The 21105-nt window shown below is 60.5% G+C and carries 33 protein-coding genes; 5 read left to right on the forward strand and 28 right to left on the reverse strand.

Annotated elements, in window-relative coordinates; translation table 11 throughout:
* Positions 1-2: 2 nt before the first annotated feature.
* The 13 genes from ACIQUI_RS09745 to ACIQUI_RS09805 all read right to left on the reverse strand — a co-directional run bounded on the left by ACIQUI_RS09745 (position 3) and on the right by ACIQUI_RS09805 (position 9095).
* Complete coding sequence (locus ACIQUI_RS09745; RefSeq protein ID WP_403197600.1) at positions 3-605, reverse strand: hypothetical protein; 603 nt, start codon at positions 603-605, stop codon at positions 3-5.
* Entirely contained in the window at positions 605-1189 is a 585-nt protein-coding gene (locus ACIQUI_RS09750; protein ID WP_403197602.1) for a hypothetical protein, read from the reverse strand. The genes ACIQUI_RS09745 and ACIQUI_RS09750 overlap by 1 nt, the downstream gene beginning before the upstream one ends.
* A 16-nt stretch (positions 1190-1205) precedes the next feature.
* The gene (locus tag ACIQUI_RS09755; protein WP_403197605.1) at positions 1206-4505 is read right to left on the reverse strand and encodes a phage tail tape measure protein; all 3300 of its coding nucleotides are present in this window, start codon (positions 4503-4505) and stop codon (positions 1206-1208) included.
* Positions 4506-4562: 57 nt separating this feature from the next.
* A complete protein-coding gene (locus ACIQUI_RS09760; protein WP_403197608.1) occupies positions 4563-4985 on the reverse strand; it encodes a superinfection immunity protein in 423 nt (140 codons plus the stop codon).
* A gap of 20 nt (positions 4986-5005) precedes the next feature.
* Complete coding sequence (locus ACIQUI_RS09765; RefSeq protein ID WP_403197611.1) at positions 5006-5443, reverse strand: hypothetical protein; 438 nt, start codon at positions 5441-5443, stop codon at positions 5006-5008.
* 110 nt (positions 5444-5553) lie between these two features.
* Positions 5554-5874 carry a hypothetical protein gene (locus tag ACIQUI_RS09770; protein ID WP_403197613.1) on the reverse strand — a complete coding sequence of 107 codons (321 nt, stop codon included), beginning with the start codon at positions 5872-5874 and terminating at the stop codon, positions 5554-5556.
* Entirely contained in the window at positions 5875-6042 is a 168-nt protein-coding gene (locus ACIQUI_RS09775; RefSeq protein WP_403197616.1) for a hypothetical protein, read from the reverse strand. It abuts the gene before it with no gap.
* 153 nt (positions 6043-6195) lie between these two features.
* Entirely contained in the window at positions 6196-6441 is a 246-nt protein-coding gene (locus ACIQUI_RS09780) for a DUF1799 domain-containing protein (RefSeq protein ID WP_403197618.1), read from the reverse strand.
* Positions 6442-6509: 68 nt separating this feature from the next.
* The gene (locus tag ACIQUI_RS09785; protein WP_403197621.1) at positions 6510-6893 is read right to left on the reverse strand and encodes a phage tail assembly chaperone; all 384 of its coding nucleotides are present in this window, start codon (positions 6891-6893) and stop codon (positions 6510-6512) included.
* A gap of 9 nt (positions 6894-6902) precedes the next feature.
* Positions 6903-7562, reverse strand: a complete 660-nt coding sequence (locus tag ACIQUI_RS09790; RefSeq protein ID WP_403197624.1) for a phage tail protein — start codon at positions 7560-7562, stop codon at positions 6903-6905.
* A 39-nt stretch (positions 7563-7601) separates the two neighbouring features.
* A complete protein-coding gene (locus ACIQUI_RS09795) occupies positions 7602-8030 on the reverse strand; it encodes a phage tail terminator-like protein (protein ID WP_403197627.1) in 429 nt (142 codons plus the stop codon).
* Positions 8027-8701, reverse strand: coding sequence for a hypothetical protein (locus ACIQUI_RS09800; protein ID WP_403197630.1), 675 nt, complete (start codon positions 8699-8701; stop codon positions 8027-8029). Before ACIQUI_RS09800 ends, ACIQUI_RS09795 begins: the two co-directional genes overlap by 4 nt.
* Before the next feature lies 1 nt (position 8702).
* Positions 8703-9095, reverse strand: a complete 393-nt coding sequence (locus tag ACIQUI_RS09805) for a hypothetical protein (RefSeq protein ID WP_403197631.1) — start codon at positions 9093-9095, stop codon at positions 8703-8705.
* Between the two features lie 40 nt (positions 9096-9135).
* Between ACIQUI_RS09805 and ACIQUI_RS09810 the strand changes: the two genes are divergently transcribed.
* Positions 9136-9360, forward strand: a complete 225-nt coding sequence (locus tag ACIQUI_RS09810) for a hypothetical protein (RefSeq protein ID WP_403197632.1) — start codon at positions 9136-9138, stop codon at positions 9358-9360.
* Positions 9361-9366: 6 nt separating this feature from the next.
* Here ACIQUI_RS09810 and ACIQUI_RS09815 read toward each other — a convergent pair whose 3' ends face one another.
* The 9 genes from ACIQUI_RS09815 to ACIQUI_RS09855 all read right to left on the reverse strand — a co-directional run bounded on the left by ACIQUI_RS09815 (position 9367) and on the right by ACIQUI_RS09855 (position 17102).
* Positions 9367-9744, reverse strand: coding sequence for a hypothetical protein (locus tag ACIQUI_RS09815; RefSeq protein WP_403197634.1), 378 nt, complete (start codon positions 9742-9744; stop codon positions 9367-9369).
* A 3-nt stretch (positions 9745-9747) separates the two neighbouring features.
* Positions 9748-10188, reverse strand: coding sequence for a hypothetical protein (locus ACIQUI_RS09820; protein ID WP_403197636.1), 441 nt, complete (start codon positions 10186-10188; stop codon positions 9748-9750).
* A gap of 47 nt (positions 10189-10235) precedes the next feature.
* Positions 10236-11213 (reverse strand): major capsid protein, encoded by a 978-nt coding sequence (locus ACIQUI_RS09825; protein ID WP_403197637.1) that lies wholly within the window; start codon positions 11211-11213, stop codon positions 10236-10238.
* A 3-nt stretch (positions 11214-11216) separates the two neighbouring features.
* Complete coding sequence (locus tag ACIQUI_RS09830; protein ID WP_403197639.1) at positions 11217-11990, reverse strand: hypothetical protein; 774 nt, start codon at positions 11988-11990, stop codon at positions 11217-11219.
* Between the two features lie 90 nt (positions 11991-12080).
* Positions 12081-12560 carry a hypothetical protein gene (locus ACIQUI_RS09835; RefSeq protein WP_403197641.1) on the reverse strand — a complete coding sequence of 160 codons (480 nt, stop codon included), beginning with the start codon at positions 12558-12560 and terminating at the stop codon, positions 12081-12083.
* Positions 12541-13632, reverse strand: a complete 1092-nt coding sequence (locus ACIQUI_RS09840) for a minor capsid protein (RefSeq protein WP_403197644.1) — start codon at positions 13630-13632, stop codon at positions 12541-12543. The genes ACIQUI_RS09835 and ACIQUI_RS09840 overlap by 20 nt, the downstream gene beginning before the upstream one ends.
* Positions 13559-15010, reverse strand: a complete 1452-nt coding sequence (locus tag ACIQUI_RS09845) for a DUF4055 domain-containing protein (protein ID WP_403197646.1) — start codon at positions 15008-15010, stop codon at positions 13559-13561. The genes ACIQUI_RS09840 and ACIQUI_RS09845 overlap by 74 nt, the downstream gene beginning before the upstream one ends.
* On the reverse strand, positions 15010-16500 hold the full coding sequence (locus tag ACIQUI_RS09850; protein ID WP_403197648.1) for a terminase: 1491 nt from the start codon (positions 16498-16500) through the stop codon (positions 15010-15012). The genes ACIQUI_RS09845 and ACIQUI_RS09850 overlap by 1 nt, the downstream gene beginning before the upstream one ends.
* 2 nt (positions 16501-16502) lie before the next feature.
* The gene (locus tag ACIQUI_RS09855) at positions 16503-17102 is read right to left on the reverse strand and encodes a hypothetical protein (protein ID WP_167055728.1); all 600 of its coding nucleotides are present in this window, start codon (positions 17100-17102) and stop codon (positions 16503-16505) included.
* Positions 17103-17170: 68 nt separating this feature from the next.
* On the opposite strand from ACIQUI_RS09855, the gene ACIQUI_RS09860 reads away from it, so the two are divergent.
* Together ACIQUI_RS09860 and ACIQUI_RS09865 are read left to right on the forward strand one after the other, a co-directional pair.
* On the forward strand, positions 17171-17362 hold the full coding sequence (locus tag ACIQUI_RS09860) for a hypothetical protein (protein ID WP_403197651.1): 192 nt from the start codon (positions 17171-17173) through the stop codon (positions 17360-17362).
* A 324-nt stretch (positions 17363-17686) separates the two neighbouring features.
* Positions 17687-17917 carry a hypothetical protein gene (locus ACIQUI_RS09865; protein WP_403197654.1) on the forward strand — a complete coding sequence of 77 codons (231 nt, stop codon included), beginning with the start codon at positions 17687-17689 and terminating at the stop codon, positions 17915-17917.
* Between the two features lie 47 nt (positions 17918-17964).
* Here the strand turns inward: ACIQUI_RS09865 and ACIQUI_RS09870 are convergent, their stop codons facing one another.
* Positions 17965-18282, reverse strand: a complete 318-nt coding sequence (locus tag ACIQUI_RS09870; protein WP_403197657.1) for a hypothetical protein — start codon at positions 18280-18282, stop codon at positions 17965-17967.
* On the reverse strand, positions 18282-18653 hold the full coding sequence (locus ACIQUI_RS09875; protein ID WP_403197659.1) for a chemotaxis protein: 372 nt from the start codon (positions 18651-18653) through the stop codon (positions 18282-18284). Before ACIQUI_RS09875 ends, ACIQUI_RS09870 begins: the two co-directional genes overlap by 1 nt.
* A 102-nt stretch (positions 18654-18755) precedes the next feature.
* Between ACIQUI_RS09875 and ACIQUI_RS09880 the strand changes: the two genes are divergently transcribed.
* Both ACIQUI_RS09880 and ACIQUI_RS09885 read left to right on the forward strand, forming a co-directional pair.
* Complete coding sequence (locus ACIQUI_RS09880; protein WP_060507189.1) at positions 18756-18935, forward strand: type II toxin-antitoxin system HicA family toxin; 180 nt, start codon at positions 18756-18758, stop codon at positions 18933-18935.
* Between the two features lie 53 nt (positions 18936-18988).
* Entirely contained in the window at positions 18989-19462 is a 474-nt protein-coding gene (locus ACIQUI_RS09885) for a type II toxin-antitoxin system HicB family antitoxin (protein ID WP_403197662.1), read from the forward strand.
* 81 nt (positions 19463-19543) lie between these two features.
* Here ACIQUI_RS09885 and ACIQUI_RS09890 read toward each other — a convergent pair whose 3' ends face one another.
* From ACIQUI_RS09890 to ACIQUI_RS09905, 4 genes are all read right to left on the reverse strand, one after another.
* Positions 19544-19756, reverse strand: a complete 213-nt coding sequence (locus tag ACIQUI_RS09890; RefSeq protein ID WP_403197663.1) for a hypothetical protein — start codon at positions 19754-19756, stop codon at positions 19544-19546.
* Positions 19757-19874: 118 nt separating this feature from the next.
* Positions 19875-20411, reverse strand: coding sequence for a hypothetical protein (locus tag ACIQUI_RS09895; protein WP_403197665.1), 537 nt, complete (start codon positions 20409-20411; stop codon positions 19875-19877).
* Positions 20408-20530, reverse strand: coding sequence for a hypothetical protein (locus tag ACIQUI_RS09900; RefSeq protein ID WP_403197668.1), 123 nt, complete (start codon positions 20528-20530; stop codon positions 20408-20410). The genes ACIQUI_RS09895 and ACIQUI_RS09900 overlap by 4 nt, the downstream gene beginning before the upstream one ends.
* Complete coding sequence (locus ACIQUI_RS09905; RefSeq protein ID WP_403198090.1) at positions 20527-21105, reverse strand: recombination protein NinG; 579 nt, start codon at positions 21103-21105, stop codon at positions 20527-20529. The genes ACIQUI_RS09900 and ACIQUI_RS09905 overlap by 4 nt, the downstream gene beginning before the upstream one ends.

A 21105-nucleotide genomic window follows, 5' to 3' on the forward strand; every position in this document is an offset into this window, starting at 1 on the left:
GGCTATTTCTCGTAGTTGAACGTCGGGGCGTCCTTCTTGGAGCCCCAGTAGATGGGCCATTCGGACATTTGGGCGATGGCATAGAAGAAGCGGTCACCCTGATGCCGGGCCCGGTGGTTTTCGTCGGTGAAGCGCTCAGTACCCGTGCGGCTCCATTCGGCCATCCGGTCAACGATCGGGACAGTGATCTTGTTGCCGCCCTCGCCATTGCCGGCGTAGGAAAAGGTGGCGGCGTCCATGCGGCCGGAGAACAGGATGTCGGCGGCGTAGTTGCCCTGTTCGTCGAAGACGACAAACATCAGCTTGCCCGATCGCCCGCGGCAGCCACGGATGTTGGTCTCTGTGATGATGTAGCTGTCGAGGCCGGTGAGCGCTAGGTCGATCGACATTGGCGAACTGGAGTTGTCGCTCTCTTGCGACTGCCCGACCTCGCCGAACTGCCCTACCCCGAGGTACGTGATGCCGCCGATCACAAGGTCGCCGGTACCCGTGTGTGCGTACACCGGACCATCTTCGAAGTCGAGCTGGCAGGCGTACACGCTGAGGAACCTGCCAGTGGCGATGATATCGACCACGCTCTGGCTGAATGGAAACGTCGAGGGCATCAGAAAGCCTCCCTAAACTGGTAGCTGCCGTTTGACACGGCCTGGCGCACGGTCATGTTCCAGGTGTCCTGGGTCATGCGCATTTCGGAATACGGGTTGAGGTATTCGATGGGCGAGCCAACCGCCAAGGTTTGGCGAATACGCTTATTCACCTGCACAACCGCTTGCCCTTGGGCGTTGGCCAAAGCCGGCTTAATCACTTCGAACATCTCGCCGGCGATCGTCATGTAATCACCAACCGAGAACATTTGAGCGTTCGGCGTGGCACCGCCGACCTGGATGGAGCGGGACTGCGACGGGCCGCTGACGACCTTCAGTGCGCCTACGCTATTACCGCGGCGCCGGGTGAATGCCGGCACGTTGATCGTGCCGAACATCCCGTCCAACTCCCCCAGGAGCGATGTCAGCTGCCGCTCCTGCTTGCGCGTGAGCAAACCGAACGTGATGGTGCACTGCCAATACGCGCCCGGCTGCCCCACGATCTGCTGGGCGTTCGAGAGCGTCGAAGTGAAGGCGCGGCTGTTGTTGACTAAGCCCCACGTCATTTCAGACGGGCGCAGCGAGGCCGGCCATTGGATAGCCATGCAGTACTCCTTATTGCTATCGGTTGCGGGCGATCAGCTGTCGAGCCGGGCCGTTCATCTTGAGGTCACGCAGCACCAGGTTGTAACCATCCTGCGCGCCCTTCTGGGCCGCCTGCTGAATACGCGCTAGCGTTGCGTCATCGGCAGTGCCCTGGACGGTGATTTCCTGCTTGATCGCGGGCATCACGCCCGGTGCTGCATCTGATTGACTAGCCGCCATCGACGGTGCAGTAGAGGCAATACGCGGCGTCACGAAGCCGCCGGACGCATAGCCCCTGACGTTGAGGCCTTCCAGGTAGTTGCGCATGCCTGGTTTAGCAACGACCTCCTTGCGAAGGACGAACTCACCGCCGTGCACCACACCCTTTGGCTCGAACTTGCCGCCATCGCCGGTGTAACCGCCACCAGAGAAGCCTGAGCTCGATATCGTCTCGCTGAACCCTGTCATGGTTCCTTCGCCCATCGCCGAACTACCGCCGCTCAGAAAGCCGAAGGCTGTGCCAAGGAACCCGGCAGCAGCCTGGCGCACCTGGATGCGGATCAGGTCCTCTACCACGCCGTCGGCAAAGTCCCTGAAGGACAGCTTGCCGGTTTTCACGAAGGTGACGACCGCATCCTCCATATTGGAGAAGGCATTGGTGAAGAGGCTTCTCGTCTGCCCGGCAACGTTCTGCGCTTGCTCCAGGTAGGTGTTGAATGCTGCCCGCGCGCCTAGCGACCAGTCAGATTGCTGCTCGTCGACACGGAGGTAGTACTGCTCCTGCATCGCCAGGCGCTGGTCCAGCGCATTCTGAAGTGCAGCGTTTTCCTTCTGGTACAGGCTTTCGCTGATCCGTCCTTCGTTTCGTTGCTGCAGCAGGTTGTCCATCTGCTGCTGGTACTGCTGCTCAAGGCTGAAACGCTCCTGAAGACGCTGCTGGGCCTGATCGCCCAAGCCTGCTCCGGCAAGGTCGTTGTTCAGCCCTACCGACGACCTCTGCAACTGGCTGTTCAAGTTGGCCTGAAACGCAGAAAGCTTCTGCGCCTCCTCGGTGGCCACCTTGCGCAGCTGCATCTCCTTCTCCAGCTCGGCGTTCTTCTTCAGTTGGGCAGTGATCTGCTGCTGGTTGGCCAACAGCGACTTTTGATCGGCGGTCAGGACCTTTTTGTCCTTGATGTCAGCCAGTTGCTGCTCCCATTTCACCAAGGCCTGGCCAGCCTCGCCTAGTTTCTGCACTTCTCCGCGCTGGGCGCCAATGAGGGTATTCTGCTGCTGGAGGACCGAGTATTGCTGCCGAGCCTGATCAAGGGAGCGAGCACCGGCGCTTTCCCTATACGCCGGGGTTTTGGGGTCTTTGTACTTTTCCTCGATGCTTGCCTTGGCCTTCGCGATTGCTTCCGGGGCGAGTCTAGCGTCGTTCGGGTTCGTTTTTCGGATGATGGCAAGGGAGCGTTCGTAGTCTTTAATTGCCTCGCTGCGCTTCCGTGCGTTGTCCCAGGCTGACTTTTCGAGCGCATCAACCTCTGCCATGGCCTTGACAGTTCGCTCGTTGGCATCCGCCTCATCCTTATCGAGCTTTGCATTTTCCTCTTGGGCTGCCTTCTTATCCTTCAGAAATTGCAGCTGATCGGTGTAGAGCTCGATCATCTCGTTCTGGTCTTGGAAGTAGCCGACATCTCCTCGTTGGGCGCTGGCCAGGTTTGCCTCTGCCTTGGCGATATCGTCATCAATGCTTGCCCTGCCGATGTTCTTCAGCTGGTCAGCAGCTCTTGCCACCGCGTTGTATCCGCGCTCCCAGAAGCTCAGGTTCTCGATGATTTTTGGCGTTCGTTCGTTGATGGCGTCAGCAAAAGCGTCAGTGGCAAGCTTGACGGCGTCGGCATGCCTTCCTTGCTGCTCCAGAGCGGCGATCTGTGAGTAAACGGATCCAGTCAAAAAGTGGTACTGCTCATTCAGAGCAGCTGACGCTTTGACTGGATCATCAGCGAGCTTGCTGAACTCGGCAACCGTGTCAGACACAGCCTTACCAGTCGCGACCTCCATGGAAATTGCAGCCTGTGCCACCTGCTGGAAGCTGTCGCCTGCAATCTTTCCACTACCAGCAATGCTGGTCAGAGCAGCCGCAGCGGCGCCAGTCGTACCCACAGTGCTGCTAATCTGCTTGGCCATGGCGCTGAACTGATCGGTGGTCAGCCCAGCTGAATTTCCGGTCAGTATCAGCGAGTTTGCGTACCCGTCTGCCTCTTCAGTCCCCTTGTAAAATGCGTAACCAAGAGCTGCAACCGCAGCCCCTGCAACTGTTAAAGGGGTGAAAAGCCCCGCAATGTATCCTCCCAGGGCCTTGGCAGCAGGACCGATACCGCCGAACATGTCTTTCAGCTGACCCCCTTGTTGCAGCAAGACCGTCAATGGCGCCTGCCCTCCCTGCAGCGAAACGACGATGTCCGTGAATTGAGCCGGGACGTTTCTCAGCGCTGCGGCTGTCGCCTTAGCAGTCATGCCAGCTCTATTCAGGGAGGCATCTGCTCCGCCAAGGGCTTCGCGGGCTTGATCGACCTTCGATTTGTACTCGCTGAAGCTCTCTCCATCCAAGGCACCCGATGCCTTGAATCCCTGGAGCTTCTTCTCCATCTCATCCAGGCGCCCTAGGGCTGCCACTGTCGGGTCGATCTTGCCGAGTAACGCATCAAGCTCTCTGGCCTGTTCCCGTTGTGCGTTGGCCGCAGCCTGGCTGGAGTTCGCTAGGCGCTCCTCTGTAGCCATCATCGCCTGCACTCGCGCGGCGACTGCGGCCTGCTGACTGGCCCGGTCCGACAAAACAGTGCTGGCCTGTCGGTTGGCATCGGAGGTCAGTTGGGTAGCTGCAGTCAGTTTCTGGGTGTAGTCACTGGCCTCAAGCGCAGAGCGTGCAACGGCTAGCAATCTAGCCTGCTGTTCTTCTGCGCTTTCAGCCGAACGACGCCCTGCTTGCGCAGCCGTATCAGTCTGGGCGCTCAACACCGTCTGCGCCTGGCCTGCCTGCTCTGCCCCCGATCGAATCGAAGCAAGACTTGTGGCGGCACTGCTAAAAGCCGTGGAGGCTGCACCCATGACCCTGCCCACTGTGGTCATTTGTTGCGCAAGTTCAGCCTGCTTTGCATTCAGGGCCTGCAACTCGGTCACAATTTGCTTCGTGTCCCCGCGCATGCCGAGCACCGCAGATTCCCACGCGCGACCAGTCTTGCTCGCAGACGCCTCAGCCTTGCCGCCTGCGTCGACCAACTGCTCAAGGTTGTCTGCAGCCTCAACAGCATCTCCGGAATCTATTCGAATGCCGAGGCTTGCAATTGTCGTCATGGTTTTCTCCGGGCAAGAAAAAGCCGCCCGGAGGCGGCTTAGATTTCGTGGTGCAGGCTATGCTGCTTGCAGTTCGCTTCCGCAGTGCTTGCACTTGATTGCGGCAGCCTTTACCTGCTCAGCACAGAAGGGACAGGTCTTGTGCTCATTAGGTGATGGGGGAGTCTCTGCCAAGGCCGCCTGGGCTGACAAGGCGGGGCCGACCTGAGGTGCATGCTCAGGCTTCTTGAACGCCCAAATTAGAGAGCCCGCCCAGCCGATGATGGACCAGCCCAGGAAAAAGTTCAGGGCGGCTATGGACGGCAGGTTCTGCTGATTGCGCCTCCAGGCTTCATAGGTTGGCAGCATGTACAGGCATGGCACAAACACGAAAGCGCTAAAAGCGATTGTTTCGCCAATAGCGTTCAAAGCCACTTCTCGCCCCATCGAAACGCTGTAAGCGCTGAGAAACGCCAGAATCACGAACCTGACAAAGAACATCCATTTCCCTCTTCGAAAAATCAACGATACCTGAACGGCTCTGGGGTTGTGAGCAATGGCTCGGCCTTATCCCAGGTGCCGCGGTAACCGCGCACCTGGTAAGAATACCTCGGCTTCAGATCCAACAGCAGCCCTCGCAGATCTCCGCCGGCGCAGCCCATGTTGTTCTTGATGCTCAGCTGCACCGGACCGGGCTGATGGTAGAGGGTCACGGATTTCCCGCTGCTGGTTTCGGCCGCAAGCTTCTCATTCAGGAAAACTTGCATTCCGGCGCCAAAGCAACTGATCACGCTGGCATCCTGCGTGAAGACGATCCTGGCATCCTCAGGTCCCGTAGGTCGGCTGAAGGCGTACACATCATCAGCTGGCACAAGCGCAGCGCTGCCCGGCGAAACCTTCGTTGTCTCGCACCCTGCGACCGAAATACAGGCCAGGCCTATCAGAATCCAGTGCTTCACCGCTCGCCCTCCTTGAAATTGGGGCAATCTACCACAGGCTGGCGAAGCAGGCGCCAGACGCAAAAAGCCCAACTCTGGGCTGGGCTGGGCTTAAGACGAGAATTTCTTGGTTACTCAGTGCTGAGGGATTTTTTCAGACTTGATGGCGAACACACTTCCCCGAGAACGAAGAGCAACCCAACCCCGCCGGCGATCGCTAGCGACAGAGTGGAAGATGAAGCAGCCTTGAGCATATCGGTCGAGAAGACCGCGCCAGCCATGGCGCAAAATGGAAAGATAGAAGCTCCATTGAGCAGCGCCATGACCAGATCACCAGTTTTGATCGTCTTGCGATGTAGCAGCTGCTGAATCGCATTGACCACCACACATCCAAAAGCGAGGATGATGGTAACCCCTTCAAAGCTGATGGTCTGGCCCAGTACGGTATACACTTAGACGATCGCAGTCAGCTTCATAAGGGCCAGCGCACCGCCAGCACCTACGAACCCGGCCACGATCTCGCCGGGGAAATTCACTCCGAAAAATGCGTTAGCCGCAGCAACTCCTAGCAACGCACCCGAGAGCACCAGTCGCATGGTTTTGAAGCTGAGCTTTTTCATTCGCACTCCTATGCGGTTGATCGCAGGCATGATTTAGCAACCTGCTAATGACCATAAGAGTATAAGGATTGCTCATATTTGAGCAATTTATTTCGTATCGAAATGATGTCGCATAGCCATAGTAACGCCATCATTTGATAGACGCTTTGTGCCTCATTTTGCTGTCTCGGCCATGATGGCCAAGGCCTCGCTCTCCATGACCCTGAGGTCGGGGAACGCCTCCTCCAGTCCACGACGCTTGATCCCAACCATCATGGCGGTGCCGGGAATGGCCGTGTAATCGAGGCCCGACGGTCCGCCTGGCCCCAACCTCCATTGCGTGCCCAACGCCTCGAACAGGCAGAAAGCCGGCCATGCATCTGGCCAGACCTCTACGTCCTCGATTTCGATGTCGTCCAACGTGAGGCCTAGGAAAGCCAACTGCTCGGCGGACGGACCCTGCTCGTACAAGGCCCGCGCCGCCGCCCTCAGTTTCCCAAGCGGGCCGGGTTGTAGGCTTCCTGGTAGGCATCCAGCACCGCCTGGGGCGCACCGACGCAGGTGGTCACCAGGTCGAGAATGGCCTGATCGGTGAATTTGTCGTCGAAGGCCCAGCCAGCGGTGACGGCCTGGATCTGATCGGCCTGCAGCAGTACCTGGCCGGCTGTGAACTGCTCAAGGCTTGCACCTTCGGTCTTGCACTTTTCGGCGTGCGCTTCGAAGGCTTTGTTCCAGCCGTCGTACAGCTTGGCCAGGGCGGTGCGGTCCATGTAGCGGAACGTGAACTCCACCGCCACCGGGTCACCTCCCACGCGCGGGATTTTCACCTCAGCAGTGAACGTGGGGTTCTGCGCGATTTTGATCTTTGCCATGAGGGCTCCTTACGCGCCGGCCAGGTAACGAAGCGAGCGAGCCGACAGCCCGACGCTGATGGTGCGGGTCATCACGTTGTTCCGTTCCATGGTCGGGTCGGGAGTGATGCTGACGTAGCCCGGGTACAGGATCTGGTCACCGTTACGGAGCTTCATGCGGATCACGGCCAATTCCTTGGAGGTGTCGTAGCCCTCCACGGCCTCGACGTACGCAGCGGTCGGCTGATCCTCGACCACAATCGACAAGCTGGTTGGGTTCCGGTTGGTGGGGAACTGCTTGTCATCGTCGTCTTCCAGGTATCCGACGGTCGCATACTGTTGCTCGCCCCCCGAGGAGGTGAACGAGGTGACCTTGGAAATCTGCACCCAGTCGGAGACAGGAAGCACAGAGCCGACACCAGCGCCGGCGGTGAAGCGCTCAACATTGCTGGTGTCCAGGCCGCCCAGAGAGAACGCATCGGCAGCGACATTGGATGCCTTAACGGCGCGGTCATTGATCAGCGCCCAGCCGGAGTTGACCAGGAGAACATCGCCGTTCTGGATGTTGTGATCGGCTGAAGTCGCAACCGGCGGCTTGGCGTTGGTCAGCGCGGTGAATGGGACGGCAGAGCCGATGACACGTGCAATCTCCAGCACTGCGCCGTTCGGCAGCGGGAAGCGTGCGGCCATGGTGTATTTCCTCTTGATAGCCCGCCGGGCGGCGGTTAGTTACGCCCCAGCGGGCGGTTGGTCCGCGACGCCGCGGTAGGTGAAGCTGGCCGGGACCGTGTAGGTCGCCGACTCGGTAATGGTTGGGCCCTGGTCAACCGGATCGGTGATCAGGCCCTCGAAACCTTTGTGGCTCAGCTCAGAATCAACCCGGAACAGGGCGCTGAGCTCGTCGACCAGCGCTTCGGCAGTCGCCAGGGCCTGGCCCGCCGGGCAAGTAATGCTGACCTGGTACACGCCGGTGTAATCGTAGGCCTCGCCGCCCAGGTAGCGGCAGGTGGTGGCCCCAGGTAGCTGATAGGCCTGCAGGTAGGTTTCGCCCGGCAAGGCAGCAAATTCTTGTTCGAAGTTCGCGACGCGGATCGGGCGCGCCGTGGCCCAGGCCATCAGCTTGATCTCGATGGCCTGGCGGGCTCGTGCATGGCTCATACGCTGTTGTTCCTGATGGCTTCGTCGACGATGCGCTGGAAGTTGGCCAGGGTGACCCTGACCATGCCGGCCGGCGCCTGGGTTGAGTGGCCGTATTCCAGCGGCACCGCATACGCCAGGTTGTTCACGATGTACGCCGTCTGGCCTATGGTCAGCGCCTGCACCTGCGTGATCAGCGCGGTAATGGCCTCGCTACCCGACGGGTCGATGCGGTCGAGCTCTTCGGTCGCCGGCGAATCAATGGAGAACTGCCAGTTGCCCCGGAACCGCCCGCCGACGTAGCCCTGCCCAGCTACCAGGCCATTGGTAGCGAAATTCTGCTCGCGCTCGGTCTTGGTCAGGGGCTTGGCGTACTTCACGCCCTTGCGCAGCTTGCCGGCCTTGGTGAAGTTGTCCTGGTTCAGGTTGATCAGCGTGTTGCGGACCGCGACCTTGAAGTCGTAGTCATCTGCGGCCTGGTTGGCCTTGGCCCGGTGCGCGACGTTGGCCGCCCACAGTTCCGGGTTGCCCACCGGCGACATGCGAATAACGCTGCTGCCTATCTCGATCACGATCTCGCGGAAAGTGGCATCCAGGGCTTGCTCTGCCTGCTCGGCGAACGCCCGAATAGCCTCGGCGAAACCGCCCTGCTGCCCGCCATACCGCTGGGTCATGTATGAGCCACGCGGCATCTCATTTCCTCAGTTGAATGGTCCAGGTTGCCCGGGCCGGATCTTCGGTGACGTTGATGGCTCGATGGCCGCTGATCTGGTCGCCAATCTTGGGCGTAGCCGGGAAATCGGTGACAGCGCCTTCCCGCACCTCGAGCAGTTCGCTCTGCAGCACCAGCAGCTTCGCGTCCTGGGTCTGGATGCGGGAGCCGTCGATTTCCTTGGCCAGGTAGCTGCCGTACATGCCGCGACCGGTGTAGTAGATGATCGAGTCCGGGACGGTGCCGCCGATTACGGGGTCATAGCCGCCTTTGACCGTGCGGCTACCTGCAACAGGCTTGATGGCATCGGCAAGGCCGTCCGGGTCGTCGAACGCTTCGGCCAGCTCGGCCTGGAGTTCTTCTCGCATGCCCATTTCAAATAAACTCCAGCCAACCCCCTGACAGAGATCGGACATGACAAAAAAAGCTGAATGCGAAATGGCGATACGCCAACTTGCTCATACTTGGGCGGGCACCAAGGCGCAGCCGCCAGGCTGGCATCCGAGTTTCGGAGAGTTCAAAGACTGGCTTAGGGCCCAAGGTTATGGGCACTACCTAGAGTTCAGGAGCGTGATGTCCGCGAACGATGTAGCTGAGCAGTGGTTTGATCAGGAGCTGAAACAGACCTGGCGAAACTGAAGGCAGTTACACCCGCTTCAGCATTACGGTGCCGGCGCGGCGGGTCCAGGGTGCGATGAGGTCTAGGGCGAAGTTCTCGCCGGTAGAGCGATCGACTGACCCCGCGACATAGGTCTTGCTGGTCGAGGTGCCAGCCTGGGCCGACACAGTCTTGCTCTGCACCTCGCGATGGGTGTCCTTGTAGAGCTGGCCGGCCGCAGCCAACTTGGCTACCTGTGCGCCGGCATTCGCGATGGCGTCCGGCACCGGTTCTGGCACCGCCCGCTTGATTTTGGCCGTCAGCCAGGCATTGGCCATGGAGACGGCGAGGACCGCATCACCGTCACCTTCCCAGCCCTGCCCGAGCCTCTGGTCAACATCAGCGACGGTAATGAAGTCGGTCATGGCTTATTCCTTCGACGGGATCAGGGCCTGCAGCTCGGGCTTGTTGAGGGCTGGATCGAAGTTGATGCCCTGGGCCGTCAGCCACTCCTTGAGTTCTGGCACCTTCATCTTGTGAGGGTCGGTTTCGGGATCGCCGTCGCCCTCCTCTTCCAGCGCCTTCGCGATCTCTGCCGCAGTGCTGGTGGCGGCATAGCCTGCAGGTGGGTAGGCCGATGCCTTGTAGCCCTGCTCCAGCCACTGGGCGATGGTCGGGCCATCCAGACGCAGACCTTCCTCGATCTCGCTCACGCTGACGCCCTGACGCTGGTACGCCTCGCTGATGTGAGGGGCCTCGCCCTGCACGGACACCGAGGTGGCACCGTCGATCACGCCGAAGAACTGGTCCAGGCGGCGATAGCAGGTGCCGCGCTCGCTGCCCGGGGTGTTGGTGTAGATGACTTTCATGCTGATCTCCTGTGCAAGGCGCCAGGCCGGCGCCCCGCATCATGGGGTCAAGGGGTGGCGGTGCCGCTGATGACTGCGGCGAACGGAACCTGCTTGCGGTCGAACACGCGCTTCCAGTTGGCTGCCGAGGCGTACTGTGCGGCGGTCGGGCTCAGGTTGCGGTTCTCGCTGCCCTGCCAGCTGAAACCGGCGGGCTGGAGGATGTAGGTTTTGCGCTCCCACAGAACTTCGGCGCCACCACCGTTACCGCCGCTGGGTTTGCGCTCCAGCTCTACGGGCTTGGTGGGTTCGCCCTCGCCGTAGCCGAATGCGCCCTGGCCGAAGAACAGCGACAGGTACTGACCCGGCGCGTAGGTCAGGGCGTCGTCCATGAATATCGGCTTGCCCAGGTAGGTCGCCAGGATGATCTTGCCCTGCGAGTCGCGTAGGTACTCGATCATGTCCTGCTTCACCATCTGGTTCATGACGACGGAGTGCACGCCGATTGCAGCGAACATGTCGGCAGCATCGCCAGCGGTGAAGGCGGCGTCTTGGAAGGCATTGGCGCTGATCGAGGCGCCAGAGTCCTTGACCATGTCGCCGCCATTCTGCGCGATGTTGGCAGCGATGATTCCGCGAGCCGCCCCCATCAGGTAGCGCTGCCAGCGGCGAGTCCAGTACATGCCGAAGCGGTTGCGGATGTGCTGCATCGGCTCGGAGTTGGCCAGTTCGGTGGTCAGGTCGGACACACCGTAGGCTTTGTTGAGATACAGGGTTCGAGCTCGCATGCTGCCCTGCTCAGCCTTTCCGACCGCGCCCTGGTCATCAGGGTCATCGTTGGAGATGTTCGGCTCCTCGTCGGCATCCAGATCCTGCCAGTAGCTGATTTCGGAGGTGCCCTGGCCGTTCTTGGCGACGTCGTCCAGGGTAGCGGAGCGAGTGATGATTCCCGACTCGTAGACCGCGGTCTTCTCCGGCGAATTCACGGGGTCCAGGGTGCCGTAGTAGTCGGCTACGAAGATGTCCGACAGTTGGGTAGATGCCATGGGTTAGGTTCCTCGGGTGGCTTGGAGTTTTTTGAATGCGTCGGGGTTGTCACGAGCCATCGCTGCACGCTCGGTCTCGGTGTACTCGCCCCATTTCTTCGTGGCCTTGCCACCGTTGTCGCCGGTCTGCCCGGCACCCTGAGCCCTTGGCCACAGGTGGGTAGCGGTTTCGCGCAGCGATTCCGCCCATTCGAGGGGAGACAGCGGGGTCTTGCCGTCCTTCCCGTACACGACTTCGCCGGCACGGTCGGTGGCAACGGGCTCGCCGTCTTCGCTCAGTTTGAAGGTGCCGCGGGCGCGGAGGATGATGTCCTCGGCAGCCTCGGGCAGCGCGCCAGCCTTGATGGCGGCAGCGCGGATGGAGTCAGCCAGCACCTTGTCGCTGTACTTGGCAGCGAAGGCTTCGGCCTTGTCGGCGCGCTCGTTGGCAGCCTTGACCTGCTTGTCCAGGTCGGTGCGCAGGCGCTCGGTGCGGCGGCTGATGACTTCGTCCAGCTTGCCCTCAGCGATCAGCTTGGTCTCTTCGTCTTGGCCGGCCTTGGCCAGCAGGACCTTGACCGCTTCGATGTCCAAGCCGTCGAACTGGCTTTTCAGCTTGTCCAGCTCGGTCTTGATCGCCTTGTTGGAGCCGATCAGCTCGGTGTTTTTGGACTTGAGGCCCGAGACCTCGCCGTCCAGAAATTTCTGCACCTCGCCGCCGAGTGCTGCTTTCAGCGCAGCGGTTTGGGTTTCGTCGAGGGTGAGGCCGTGGGCGGCCGGGTCGAAGTCAAAAGGCATTTGGCTATCCCCTTGGGATTTGGATGGGCCCGCCTTGCGGGCATAAAAAACCCCGCACTTGGCGGGGTTTGTAATTCCAGGTTGAGTTAATCAGTAGGTACTGAGCTTCAATAGAAGGCGCTCAAAAATCGAATCGGCAAGATGATGGAAATCCATCGCCTCATTGATCACTTGCGGATCCATGCCTGACACCTCAATGAGGACTCGGTCTTGGTGATACGAAAAATTGATGTCCAACATGAAGCTGGTCTGAGGCGCAGCAGAAATCCCTTTGATTGCGATTTCTCCTCGAGCTTGAAGAACATCTCCTATCTCAAGCTTCGCCAGTTCGGAAATCAAAATCCCGCCATTCCGCGCCTTCATCTCAACAACTTCAGAATCTTGATTGTTGATCCCGAGTCGTTCAAGCAGAGCGACTCTCAGTGCATTCACCGCGTCGCGTGTCAGTTTTCGACGAAGAACAGTCACCTCGTGATTGTTTTCGTATGCTTCCTGCAACTCTCGATACCCAGACATCCTGCCACCATTCTCAATAAGACGAGTGGCGAATCTATAGTCTGGCTCGCTCAAATGCCAGAGGCTCCAGCTCCTTGAGCTGGTCCAGCGTCAGCGGTTTGAAGTTCTTGTCCAGTTGCAAAGCGGCGAAGCGCTCGGCCGTCAGCCCACCATCGCGGAATAGCTTGCCGCGCACCGGGCCCAGGGCGGCGTCCTGGAAGGCCGCTGGCTGTGTTTTTAGCCACTGGTAGTAGCTGAGGCTTGCCGACACCTGACCGCCGCCATCAGCGCCCACAGCTGCCCTCGTGGCGCCCTGCCCGAACAGCGCCGACAACCTGGTGATCGGCGTTATGGTCGTCCGGCAGTGGATGTGGAACGGGGGCACAGGCCCCTTGCCCACCTCGAACTCGCGGCCATCCAGGCTCCGGCACTGCACGCTGGTCTTCCGATCAAGGGTGGCGACGATCCGGTAGCCCGGCACCACCTCGGCATTCGCCTTGAGCGTTTCCATGCGGGCCGTCGTGGCCACATGCTGGACTGCGGTCTGGACGACGGCCCGGGCGCTCCGGTTCGTGACCGCCAGCACACCATCTGTGAAGTTCTGCTCCGCGGTGCCGCGAATGGCCTGGGTGATTTCGGCGTTGGTCTGGCCCTGCACGACACCCATTCGGATGGCGTTGGTTACCCGGTCCGACTCAGTGCGAGTCCAGCCGCTCAGGAAGTGCTTCAGCAGCTTGCCGCCATCGACGCCTGCCACCTGCAGGGGCTGCGTGTTGATCGCCGCCCTGAGCAGCGAGTCTGCCGGCATGACCGCATCAATCAGCAGCGCCTTGGCCAGGCTGCGGCACTCGAACGCTGCCTCGTACTGCGCTATGTCCACCAGGTCGGACTGCATCCGGTCGCTGAAGGCCTTGTAGATCTCCAGCAGCTTGCCGCCCACCCGGCCCAGGAACTCTTCCAGCCGGCTCCGGCCGTAGGTCGTCAGCTCCTTGCGGGTCAGCTGGTCACGAACATGGCTGTCAGCCCGGCGCAGGTAGGTTTCGAACTTCTGGACCTCGCCGGCCTTCAGCCGCTCAAGCAGTACCGAGTGGCGGCTGACCTGCTCCATCAGCTTCTCGTCCGCTGCCTGCTCCGGTTTCTTCGCCATCGTCTTTGTCCAGGTTGACGCCGCCGGCGCCGTGGTCGTCGCCGATCAGCTCGGCCTCTTCGTCGTAAGGTCGCTCGGGCAGCTTGCCGGTTGTGAGGTACTGCCAGTAGGTTTCGGCGCTGATGGTGCCGGCCATGACACTCTTCTGCAGCTCGGCCAGCACCTGTGCATTCACCTCAGGGATCACGAACTCCGGCTTGACCGTGAAGACCACCTCATTCGGGTTGAAGCCGGTCCACTCTGCCGCGTACCGCAGGGCCTGCTCAATGGCCTCAGCCGCGGTAATGACGATGCTGTGCAGCGTGGCGTGCTGATCGTTCTGCCGAGTCTTGCGGGCCTCGCCCGACTCGGTGCCCGAAACGTCCATGACCTTGGCGCCAGCTTCGAGCGCGGCGTTTTTCTGGTCTTCCATCGCGGTGCGAACGGCCTGGATGCCCGCGCCCTGGAACTCCAGGTAGCCGCACGATCCATTAGGGCCCAGGTCCCAGGCCGCCGATGGGCCTGTCACGCTGAGCTCCACGCTCTCGTCCAGGCCGGACACCCACGGCTGCGGATGGCTGGTCTGGTGCAGCGCGGTGAAGTAGTCGGCGCTGAGCTGGTAGGACTTCAACGCGGCCCGGGCCATGGTTAGCAGCGGGATCTCGTCCACGTCGGGCGAGTTGTCGGTGGACCCGCAGTAGATGACCGGGATGTAGTCCAGACCGCGCACCAGGTTGTTGCTGCCGTCGACGGTGCCCAGCGGGCGGTCATCCTCGATCAGCTCTCCGGCCTCGTTGCGCACGCCAGTACGGCACACCGCGCCGTCCATGTAGAACTCGCGGTACACCGTCTCGCATTCGTGGCTGTAGCGGTCCTGCTCCTTGCGCCTGAACTCGCGGAACACGGACAGCACCAGGTCCTGCCGGCCGCCTTGGTCGGCAGTGTCCCAGTTGATGGCGTTGCGCACCGCGTAGGTGGCGAAGTACGGCTGGCCCTGGTCATCGATGTTGACCACCAGCGGCACCCGTCCATGGGAGATGGCCTGGCGCACGATCCGCAGGAACAGTTGGGTCAGGCCGAAGCCATCGGCGGTGGCGTTGCCCTCCAGCCCCTTCAGGCCCGAGGGTAGCTTCACTTCGGGGATCAGCCGGGAGACCAGGCCCATCATCGAGCGCAACGAATCCCGCACCCAGTGCTCATACTGGGCCCGGTCGGTGTAATTCCGGTAAAGGTAGGCATTGCCCGCGCCGTCCAGCTTCTCGGCCTCGGTCATGCCACTGGGCTTGGGCAGGTTGCGTGGGCTGCGCTTGATGGCGCCCTCGCCCTCCAAGGCGTCGTCCATCATCCGCCACTCTTCGATGTGAGCGTCGTAGTCTGGGTTGGTGGATTGAACAGGCATTACGCCAAACCTCCGATGCGGCGGACACCGCCTGTACGTTTACGTCGCGCCATGGCAACGGCGAAATAGCGGAACCCGTCAGCCGGGTGGGATGACCAGTCATGGAGCGGCTTGTCCTTCCAGCACCCGCGCTTGTCGTCCCATTCCTTGCGGTAGCTCTCCAAGGCGGTGATGCCCTCGCTGCACTTGGCCTCGTCGAAGGCGCAGTTGGGCAGGATTTCCCGCGCCTGCTCAATGCCCTCGTCCACGCCGAGTTTCGGGACCACCTGGAAGGTCATGCGGTACTTCTCTCCGTCGATCTCGTAGCCCTCTCTCGCGAGTTCGCGGCGAGTCTTGCCGTCGCTACCAAATTCCCGGTTGTCGATGTCGTGTGGGCCCCAGTGCTCGCCGTAGGTGTATCCACGATCCTTCAGCACCTTCATGTAGTGCCGCAGACCCTCGCCGCTGTTCTGGTAGAAATCGACAACGTGGTACTCCTCACCGACGATCCGGACGAACCAGATGGCCGTGGAGTCGCCCACGCCGATATCCCAGAAGGTGTACACCGGCAGGTGGCTGTTGTCGGGCAGCTTGCCGATGCGCTGGGCGGCGTAGAGCTTGGTGAACTGTTTGGCGTAGTAGGCGCCCTCGATCGTCTGCTGGAAGGCTTCGGCAGGTATCGACGGATACTCGCGCTTCATGTCGTCGCCGAGGGTCTTTTCCTTGGCGGTGTACCAGGCGCGCTGGCCTGGGTTGGTGACGATCCCGTTCTTGGCGCCCAGGTCGTCGAAGTACTTGGTGAGTCGGTCCGGGATCAGGACGCCGGTCGGGTCCAGCCAGTACAGCGGATTGCGCCACCAACTGAAGAAGAAGAACTTCCAGTCCAGTAGGCCCAGCGGCACGCCGGCCAGCTGCTGCTTCTCGGCAGACTGGCTGTAGTCGAAGAAGTAACCGGCCCGGCCCTCGGCAGTTGACTCAATGGTGACGAAGCACTCAGCGGCCACGGCCTCGAATGCACCGGTGACGATCTCCCGCGCCTTGTGCGGGAACTTGGCGCAGATCTTCCCGAACTCGGAGACGTGCAGGTAGCGCAGCGTGCCGCCCCGGAAGGACGTGGACACGTAGAGCGACCCGCCCTTGCTGAACACCAACTCGCCCGCGGCGTCGTTGCTCGCCGGGTTGGCCGCCTTGATCTCCTTGGGAAGGTTGTCATAGGCGTACTTCACCTTCTCCCGGAAAAGGCGCTTGGCGTCGTTCAGCGTGTGCGCGATTAGGGCGCACTTGGCAGCCTCGAACAGCGCGGCGTCGAGCTGGACGATGCAGACCAGCGTGGTGAAACCCAGCTGCCGGGCCTTGAGAATGATGTTACGGGTGTGCATCCCCTGGAAGTAGTCGATCTGCTCCTGCGTCATGCGGAAGCGAACCTTCTTGCCCTGCTTGTCGGTGATGAAATACAGGTTGTTCAGCCGCCAGAACCGATCCCGGAGCAGTTTCATGTGCTCGGGCTTCATGGTCAGGCATCCTTCGATAGTTCATCCATCAGCTGCGACAGCTCGTCGGCGTCTTTCGACTGCTCCTTGTCGTCCAGGCCGAACGCGGTGCGCTCAAGCACCTGCAGGTTCTTCATGGCCGAGGACAGCTGGAAAAGGGTCTTGGCGTTGCTGGGCAGCGCCACGGCGGCGAGCATTGAGCTACGGCGGAAGCCACTCTCATCGTCGGCCGTCTCGCGCTCAATCTCGTCCTCGATGTCCTCGCGGCGCTTGATGGTGGTCAGCAGATCATCCATCAGCAGGTTCGCAAGGTTCGCGGCTTTGCGAATGTCGCGGCGGTGGCTGCGAACAACCGTCGCGCCCTCTTCTGCCGCCTCTTCGATGATCTCGGCGTCCCGCTCAGGGTTCGCACATTGATCTTCGCGAACCTCGCCGCGAACCAGCTTGTTGCGAACCTCTTTACGGACTTGCTCGGAAAGGTCGCGCTCCCAGCCCAAGGCCTTGGCCTTCTTCCTGATCGCGGTGTCGCTCACCCCGTTGCGGTCAGCGATGGTGCGGATGGAAAGCGCCCCGGCCCGGAAGGCTCGTTCGATCGCCTCCCAGTCGGGTTGCTTGGCTGTCATGACCTTAGTCATCCTTGTTTAACGTGGCTAATTGAGCAAATCTGGCAGCTTTGAATGGAGGCCTTCCAATGAAACCCCGCTTTGTTGTTCTTCCAGAGAAAGGAATCGAAAATGGCAAGTGGACTGGCAAGCTCGTCTACGAGGTCCACGATACTCAGGGGCTGCACTCGCCAACGATTATTTTCTCGCATGACTCAGAAGAATCGGCTCAGCGCCACTGCGGCCGCCTGAACGATGAGGAAGCTGGAAGGAAGCAGTAAACCCGCATTTAGGCCCCTTACCCGCCTGCTTGTTAGCCCGTAAGATGCCCGCGGCGCCCCGATGTTGGCGTGGACCAAGGGATATGCTCCGGGTTATGGATGAGGACCTCGCGCTGTATCCACTCCCACACATCAGGCGCAGGGCTATGGGTAACAATCAGAGGCTCAATCAACTGCTGAGGAGGGTACAGTCTTGGCATAACTTGCCTTCTCTCGACTTGAAATAACGTCGTCATGCCACCATGTGATAAGCGCTAGCCAGGGAAGGCTGGTGCCCACCTCTTCCTGCGGCCAGCCATCATCAACCTGCAAAGAGCAAGAAACATGGCTATCAAATGCAACGACACCGTATTCCTGATCGACACCGTGCGTAGAAAGCATCCGGATGCAACCGAAAAACATCCGACCGCAACCCAGCACCAGTTCACTTTCAAATGTGGGCTGATCATGAACATTTACAACACTGGATCGGTAAACTTCCAAGGCAATAGCTTTGAAAACCACACTGCTACTGACCTCGTGAATGTTATCGAAATGATCAACCGCGCGGCTTAATCATCGACTGATCTTCACGACTGCGATCACTGCAACCAGGCGAGTTGTCACGGCGATACCCGATTGAGGGCCTCATCAGCCTTGTCTGCAGCCTGGTTGGCGGTGGTCGCAGCCTTCGACGCTTTGGCTGCGGCGCTCTCGGCCTTACTGGTCAGGTCGTCCAGGCGCTTGTCGCGCTCTGCAATGGCAGCATCGTAGGCTTCACGGATCTGCTTCACCTGGTTGGCCTGGGTGCTGGCCATGGCCCAGTAGGCCGACTGCCAGCCCAGCACCGCGCCGCCGGCGACCAACACCAAAGCGATGACCCAGATCTCAGCCCGTCGCCACCAGCGGCGAGCAATGAATTCAAGTGCGCATCTGTTCATCACGCAACACCTCCAAGCTGAGCGCGTAGCCGGGCGATTTCGGCGCTCTGGCTCGTCACCTTGTCGGTGAGCTGGGACACCTGCCCTGTCAGCGCTTCGATCTTTCCCTCCATCCGGCCAACTGCGGCAGCGAGCTCATTACGCTCCTTAGCGAACTGGTCGGCGCGGGCCTCGGCAAGCTTGCGAGCCTCGCGCTCGGAGTCGAGCAGTTCGTTCAAGCGGCGGACGGTACCGATGTCAGCGTTGTCCATGGCGCGGTCGGCGGCATCCTTCGAGAGGAACTTACGCAGCCACAGAAAGCCACCCAGCAGTACGGTGCCCGTTCCACCCAGCCAGGTGGCTGTGCCTGGGCCGAGGTCGGTCGGGTCCATCCAGATTCTCCGGGCGAAACTCTCACGAGAAACACCACATAAATGTTGTATTACCACAAATCTGTTGTATACTGGACTCATCCAAACAACAGAGACGAGGTGATGAAGTTCAGCGAGTTCAGACGATGGTTGAAGGCCCACGGGGTGACGTTCGAAGCGGCAAAAGGAAGCCACTTCAAGATCACAGCCCCAAACGGCAAACAAACTGTCTTCGCGGACCACGGTGCTAAGGAAATGCCAGAACCGACCCGCAAGGCGATCATCAAGCAACTGGGGCTCTAAGAGCCCCCTTTCGCCATGCTGATAGCTGAACACATCACCCGAGAGGAGTGGCCATGTACGACTTTGCAATTCGCTTCGAAGAGGAAGCCGGTACGCCAGGCGTTGCCGTTTTTTGCCGTGACCTGCCAGAACTGAACAGCTTCGGCGAAGACCGGGTGCATGCCCGTGGCGAGGCGCTGGATGCTATCGAGTCGACGTTGTCACTCTATGTTGATCAGCGACGACCGATTCCAGTAGCCACGCCAGCGCAGGAAGGCGAGGTCCAGATCCACTCGCCCGCGGTTACCGTGGCAAAAATCGCGCTGTGGAACGAGATGATGAAGCGCGGCATGCGCAAAGCTGACTTGTGCAGGCTACTTGGCGTATCGCAGACCCAAGGCGACCGACTGGTCGACTTTCTCCACACTTCGAAAATGGAGCAGCTTGAGGACGCGCTTGACCGACTTGGCTTGTATCTCAGCGTGGAAGTCGTGAGCTACCTCTCGCCCACCGGCCAGGTTCTGTTGCCGACGAAGGCTCAAGCTTAACCACTCGGCAGGGCCTCATCAGGGCCTCTTTCGGCAATAAAAAACCCGGCACTTGGCCGGGTTTACCGAGGCCGATTGGCCTCAAATGGAGCGGGGAACTGCACCAGCAGCGATGCAGCTACACCAGATGGCGGATACCACGATTGCAACAGGCTTGAAGAACAGCATGGTGAAGCTTGGGATCTCGGTCATCTTTCTACCCTCATCCGCGAGCGAAAAAACTGTCGCGGTCAGCATTTCTGGTGTCGTGGAAAGCACGGCCATGAAGACCGCCAAAACTAACAGCAATGCCATCTGGGTAGCCGGTAGAGCTGCCGGAATCGAACCGTTCGCCCCCCGAAGCCATTCGCCATTCCTCAATACACGCAGGAATGACAGGATGGGGATATATTCGGCAAAGCGGCAAAGGATGTCAAGCGGCCATCTTCACAAATAGCTCCTCCTGCTCCAGAAGCTCTACTCCGGCAGTTATCGCCTCCCCCGCCATCCCGTCCAAAGCCTTGTAGATCTTGCTTCGCCAGTCGCGCCGGGTACGCTCCGGGGTGCCCTTGTTGTCGTCCCACTGGTTCATGTCGTAGATGTTCGCCTGCAGGATGGCCGATGATCGCTTGCCATCCGCTCCTGGCTTTTGCGGCTCTGCCCAGGTCAGCACGGCGTAGAACTTGAAGTGCTGGTGAGCATGGGTAGCGATGACGCGACCAAGCCCCTTGATGGCCTGGCCACGCTCACCAGCGTCCAAGGTGTAGCGCGCAATGAGGGCATCCCAGTGGCGTGGCAGCAAGCGCTTGTGGAGCAAGCTGCGGTACTCGCAGTCCATCTCGAACCGCTCCTGGCGACTCATTCCACCGTAACCCGCGCAACCCTGGTCGGCGTCGACCCAGGCAGCCGTGGCGGTCTTACCCTCGGATCCGGCCAGCAGGATGCGCACCAGAACGGCTGTCTTGTTCATACTCCCTCCTCGCGCTTGCGCTTGGACTTGATGGCGATACCACGCACTAAGGCCCAGCCCCCGAAGATGATCACCCCCAGCAGGAGCAGCTTTGCGGTATCGATTGGTGTCCAGTTCATGCGGCCTCCTTCAGCTGCTTGATCTTCTCGCGGTACTCGGCCTTGATGGCCTTGAGGTCGTCGATGGTGTAGCGCTGGGCCTCATGAGGGCCTTCAAGCCACTCAACTCGGTCAGCACCGATGCGGCGTACCAGCTCGATCCGGTAGTTCACGATGTCGCCCGACTTGTGGTTGTTGCACGGAGCGCACTGCTTCCAGACGTTCAGCGGCTCGAAGCGGAGCTCTGGGTTTGCCCCTACCGTCCTGTAATGGCCCGCGTGATATTGGCCGTCGTGATGCCGGCCGCAGCTCACGCATGGCAGGGCCGCGTCGCGCAGTCGAACCCATTGGTTGAAAATGGCCTGAGCCTCGCGCAGGTAGTCCGCCCGGCTTTTGATCTTCTCCTTGCGCACCTGGATCTCGCGGCGCTCGCGCTGGGCAATGGCTTTCCGGGCTACCTGCTGGTTGGCCGGCTCTTTGGCTATGGCCAGGCCGCACTGCCAGCCGCAGACCTTCTGGCCCAACTGCATCGGCGTGAACTTCTCGCCGCAGGCAGGGTTACTGCAGGCCTTCTGCCGACGCTGCTTGATGGCTAT

The organism is Pseudomonas sp. NPDC090592, assembly GCF_044769185.1.
Classification (GTDB): domain Bacteria; phylum Pseudomonadota; class Gammaproteobacteria; order Pseudomonadales; family Pseudomonadaceae; genus Aquipseudomonas.

What these genes read in the sequence shown, in the direction of transcription:
- ACIQUI_RS09870 (WP_403197657.1), bottom strand. Translation starts at nt 18,282, where the DNA reads ATGAACAGATGCGCACTTGAATTCATTGCTCGCCGCTGGTGGCGACGG.
- ACIQUI_RS09755 (WP_403197605.1), bottom strand. Translation starts at nt 4,505, where the DNA reads ATGACGACAATTGCAAGCCTCGGCATTCGAATAGATTCCGGAGATGCT.
- ACIQUI_RS09825 (WP_403197637.1), bottom strand. Translation starts at nt 11,213, where the DNA reads ATGGCATCTACCCAACTGTCGGACATCTTCGTAGCCGACTACTACGGC.
- ACIQUI_RS09860 (WP_403197651.1), top strand. Translation starts at nt 17,171, where the DNA reads ATGAAACCCCGCTTTGTTGTTCTTCCAGAGAAAGGAATCGAAAATGGC.
- ACIQUI_RS09785 (WP_403197621.1), bottom strand. Translation starts at nt 6,893, where the DNA reads ATGGCAAAGATCAAAATCGCGCAGAACCCCACGTTCACTGCTGAGGTG.
- ACIQUI_RS09830 (WP_403197639.1), bottom strand. Translation starts at nt 11,990, where the DNA reads ATGCCTTTTGACTTCGACCCGGCCGCCCACGGCCTCACCCTCGACGAA.
- ACIQUI_RS09865 (WP_403197654.1), top strand. Translation starts at nt 17,687, where the DNA reads ATGGCTATCAAATGCAACGACACCGTATTCCTGATCGACACCGTGCGT.
- ACIQUI_RS09820 (WP_403197636.1), bottom strand. Translation starts at nt 10,188, where the DNA reads ATGAAAGTCATCTACACCAACACCCCGGGCAGCGAGCGCGGCACCTGC.
- ACIQUI_RS09800 (WP_403197630.1), bottom strand. Translation starts at nt 8,701, where the DNA reads ATGCCGCGTGGCTCATACATGACCCAGCGGTATGGCGGGCAGCAGGGC.
- ACIQUI_RS09850 (WP_403197648.1), bottom strand. Translation starts at nt 16,500, where the DNA reads ATGAAGCCCGAGCACATGAAACTGCTCCGGGATCGGTTCTGGCGGCTG.
- ACIQUI_RS09855 (WP_167055728.1), bottom strand. Translation starts at nt 17,102, where the DNA reads ATGACAGCCAAGCAACCCGACTGGGAGGCGATCGAACGAGCCTTCCGG.
- ACIQUI_RS09760 (WP_403197608.1), bottom strand. Translation starts at nt 4,985, where the DNA reads ATGTTCTTTGTCAGGTTCGTGATTCTGGCGTTTCTCAGCGCTTACAGC.
- ACIQUI_RS09895 (WP_403197665.1), bottom strand. Translation starts at nt 20,411, where the DNA reads ATGAACAAGACAGCCGTTCTGGTGCGCATCCTGCTGGCCGGATCCGAG.
- ACIQUI_RS09840 (WP_403197644.1), bottom strand. Translation starts at nt 13,632, where the DNA reads ATGGCGAAGAAACCGGAGCAGGCAGCGGACGAGAAGCTGATGGAGCAG.
- ACIQUI_RS09775 (WP_403197616.1), bottom strand. Translation starts at nt 6,042, where the DNA reads ATGAAAAAGCTCAGCTTCAAAACCATGCGACTGGTGCTCTCGGGTGCG.
- ACIQUI_RS09805 (WP_403197631.1), bottom strand. Translation starts at nt 9,095, where the DNA reads ATGGGCATGCGAGAAGAACTCCAGGCCGAGCTGGCCGAAGCGTTCGAC.
- ACIQUI_RS09795 (WP_403197627.1), bottom strand. Translation starts at nt 8,030, where the DNA reads ATGAGCCATGCACGAGCCCGCCAGGCCATCGAGATCAAGCTGATGGCC.
- ACIQUI_RS09900 (WP_403197668.1), bottom strand. Translation starts at nt 20,530, where the DNA reads ATGAACTGGACACCAATCGATACCGCAAAGCTGCTCCTGCTGGGGGTG.
- ACIQUI_RS09815 (WP_403197634.1), bottom strand. Translation starts at nt 9,744, where the DNA reads ATGACCGACTTCATTACCGTCGCTGATGTTGACCAGAGGCTCGGGCAG.
- ACIQUI_RS09875 (WP_403197659.1), bottom strand. Translation starts at nt 18,653, where the DNA reads ATGGACCCGACCGACCTCGGCCCAGGCACAGCCACCTGGCTGGGTGGA.
- ACIQUI_RS09880 (WP_060507189.1), top strand. Translation starts at nt 18,756, where the DNA reads ATGAAGTTCAGCGAGTTCAGACGATGGTTGAAGGCCCACGGGGTGACG.
- ACIQUI_RS09790 (WP_403197624.1), bottom strand. Translation starts at nt 7,562, where the DNA reads ATGGCCGCACGCTTCCCGCTGCCGAACGGCGCAGTGCTGGAGATTGCA.
- ACIQUI_RS09750 (WP_403197602.1), bottom strand. Translation starts at nt 1,189, where the DNA reads ATGGCTATCCAATGGCCGGCCTCGCTGCGCCCGTCTGAAATGACGTGG.
- ACIQUI_RS09890 (WP_403197663.1), bottom strand. Translation starts at nt 19,756, where the DNA reads ATGGCATTGCTGTTAGTTTTGGCGGTCTTCATGGCCGTGCTTTCCACG.
- ACIQUI_RS09845 (WP_403197646.1), bottom strand. Translation starts at nt 15,010, where the DNA reads ATGCCTGTTCAATCCACCAACCCAGACTACGACGCTCACATCGAAGAG.
- ACIQUI_RS09745 (WP_403197600.1), bottom strand. Translation starts at nt 605, where the DNA reads ATGCCCTCGACGTTTCCATTCAGCCAGAGCGTGGTCGATATCATCGCC.
- ACIQUI_RS09810 (WP_403197632.1), top strand. Translation starts at nt 9,136, where the DNA reads ATGACAAAAAAAGCTGAATGCGAAATGGCGATACGCCAACTTGCTCAT.
- ACIQUI_RS09885 (WP_403197662.1), top strand. Translation starts at nt 18,989, where the DNA reads ATGTACGACTTTGCAATTCGCTTCGAAGAGGAAGCCGGTACGCCAGGC.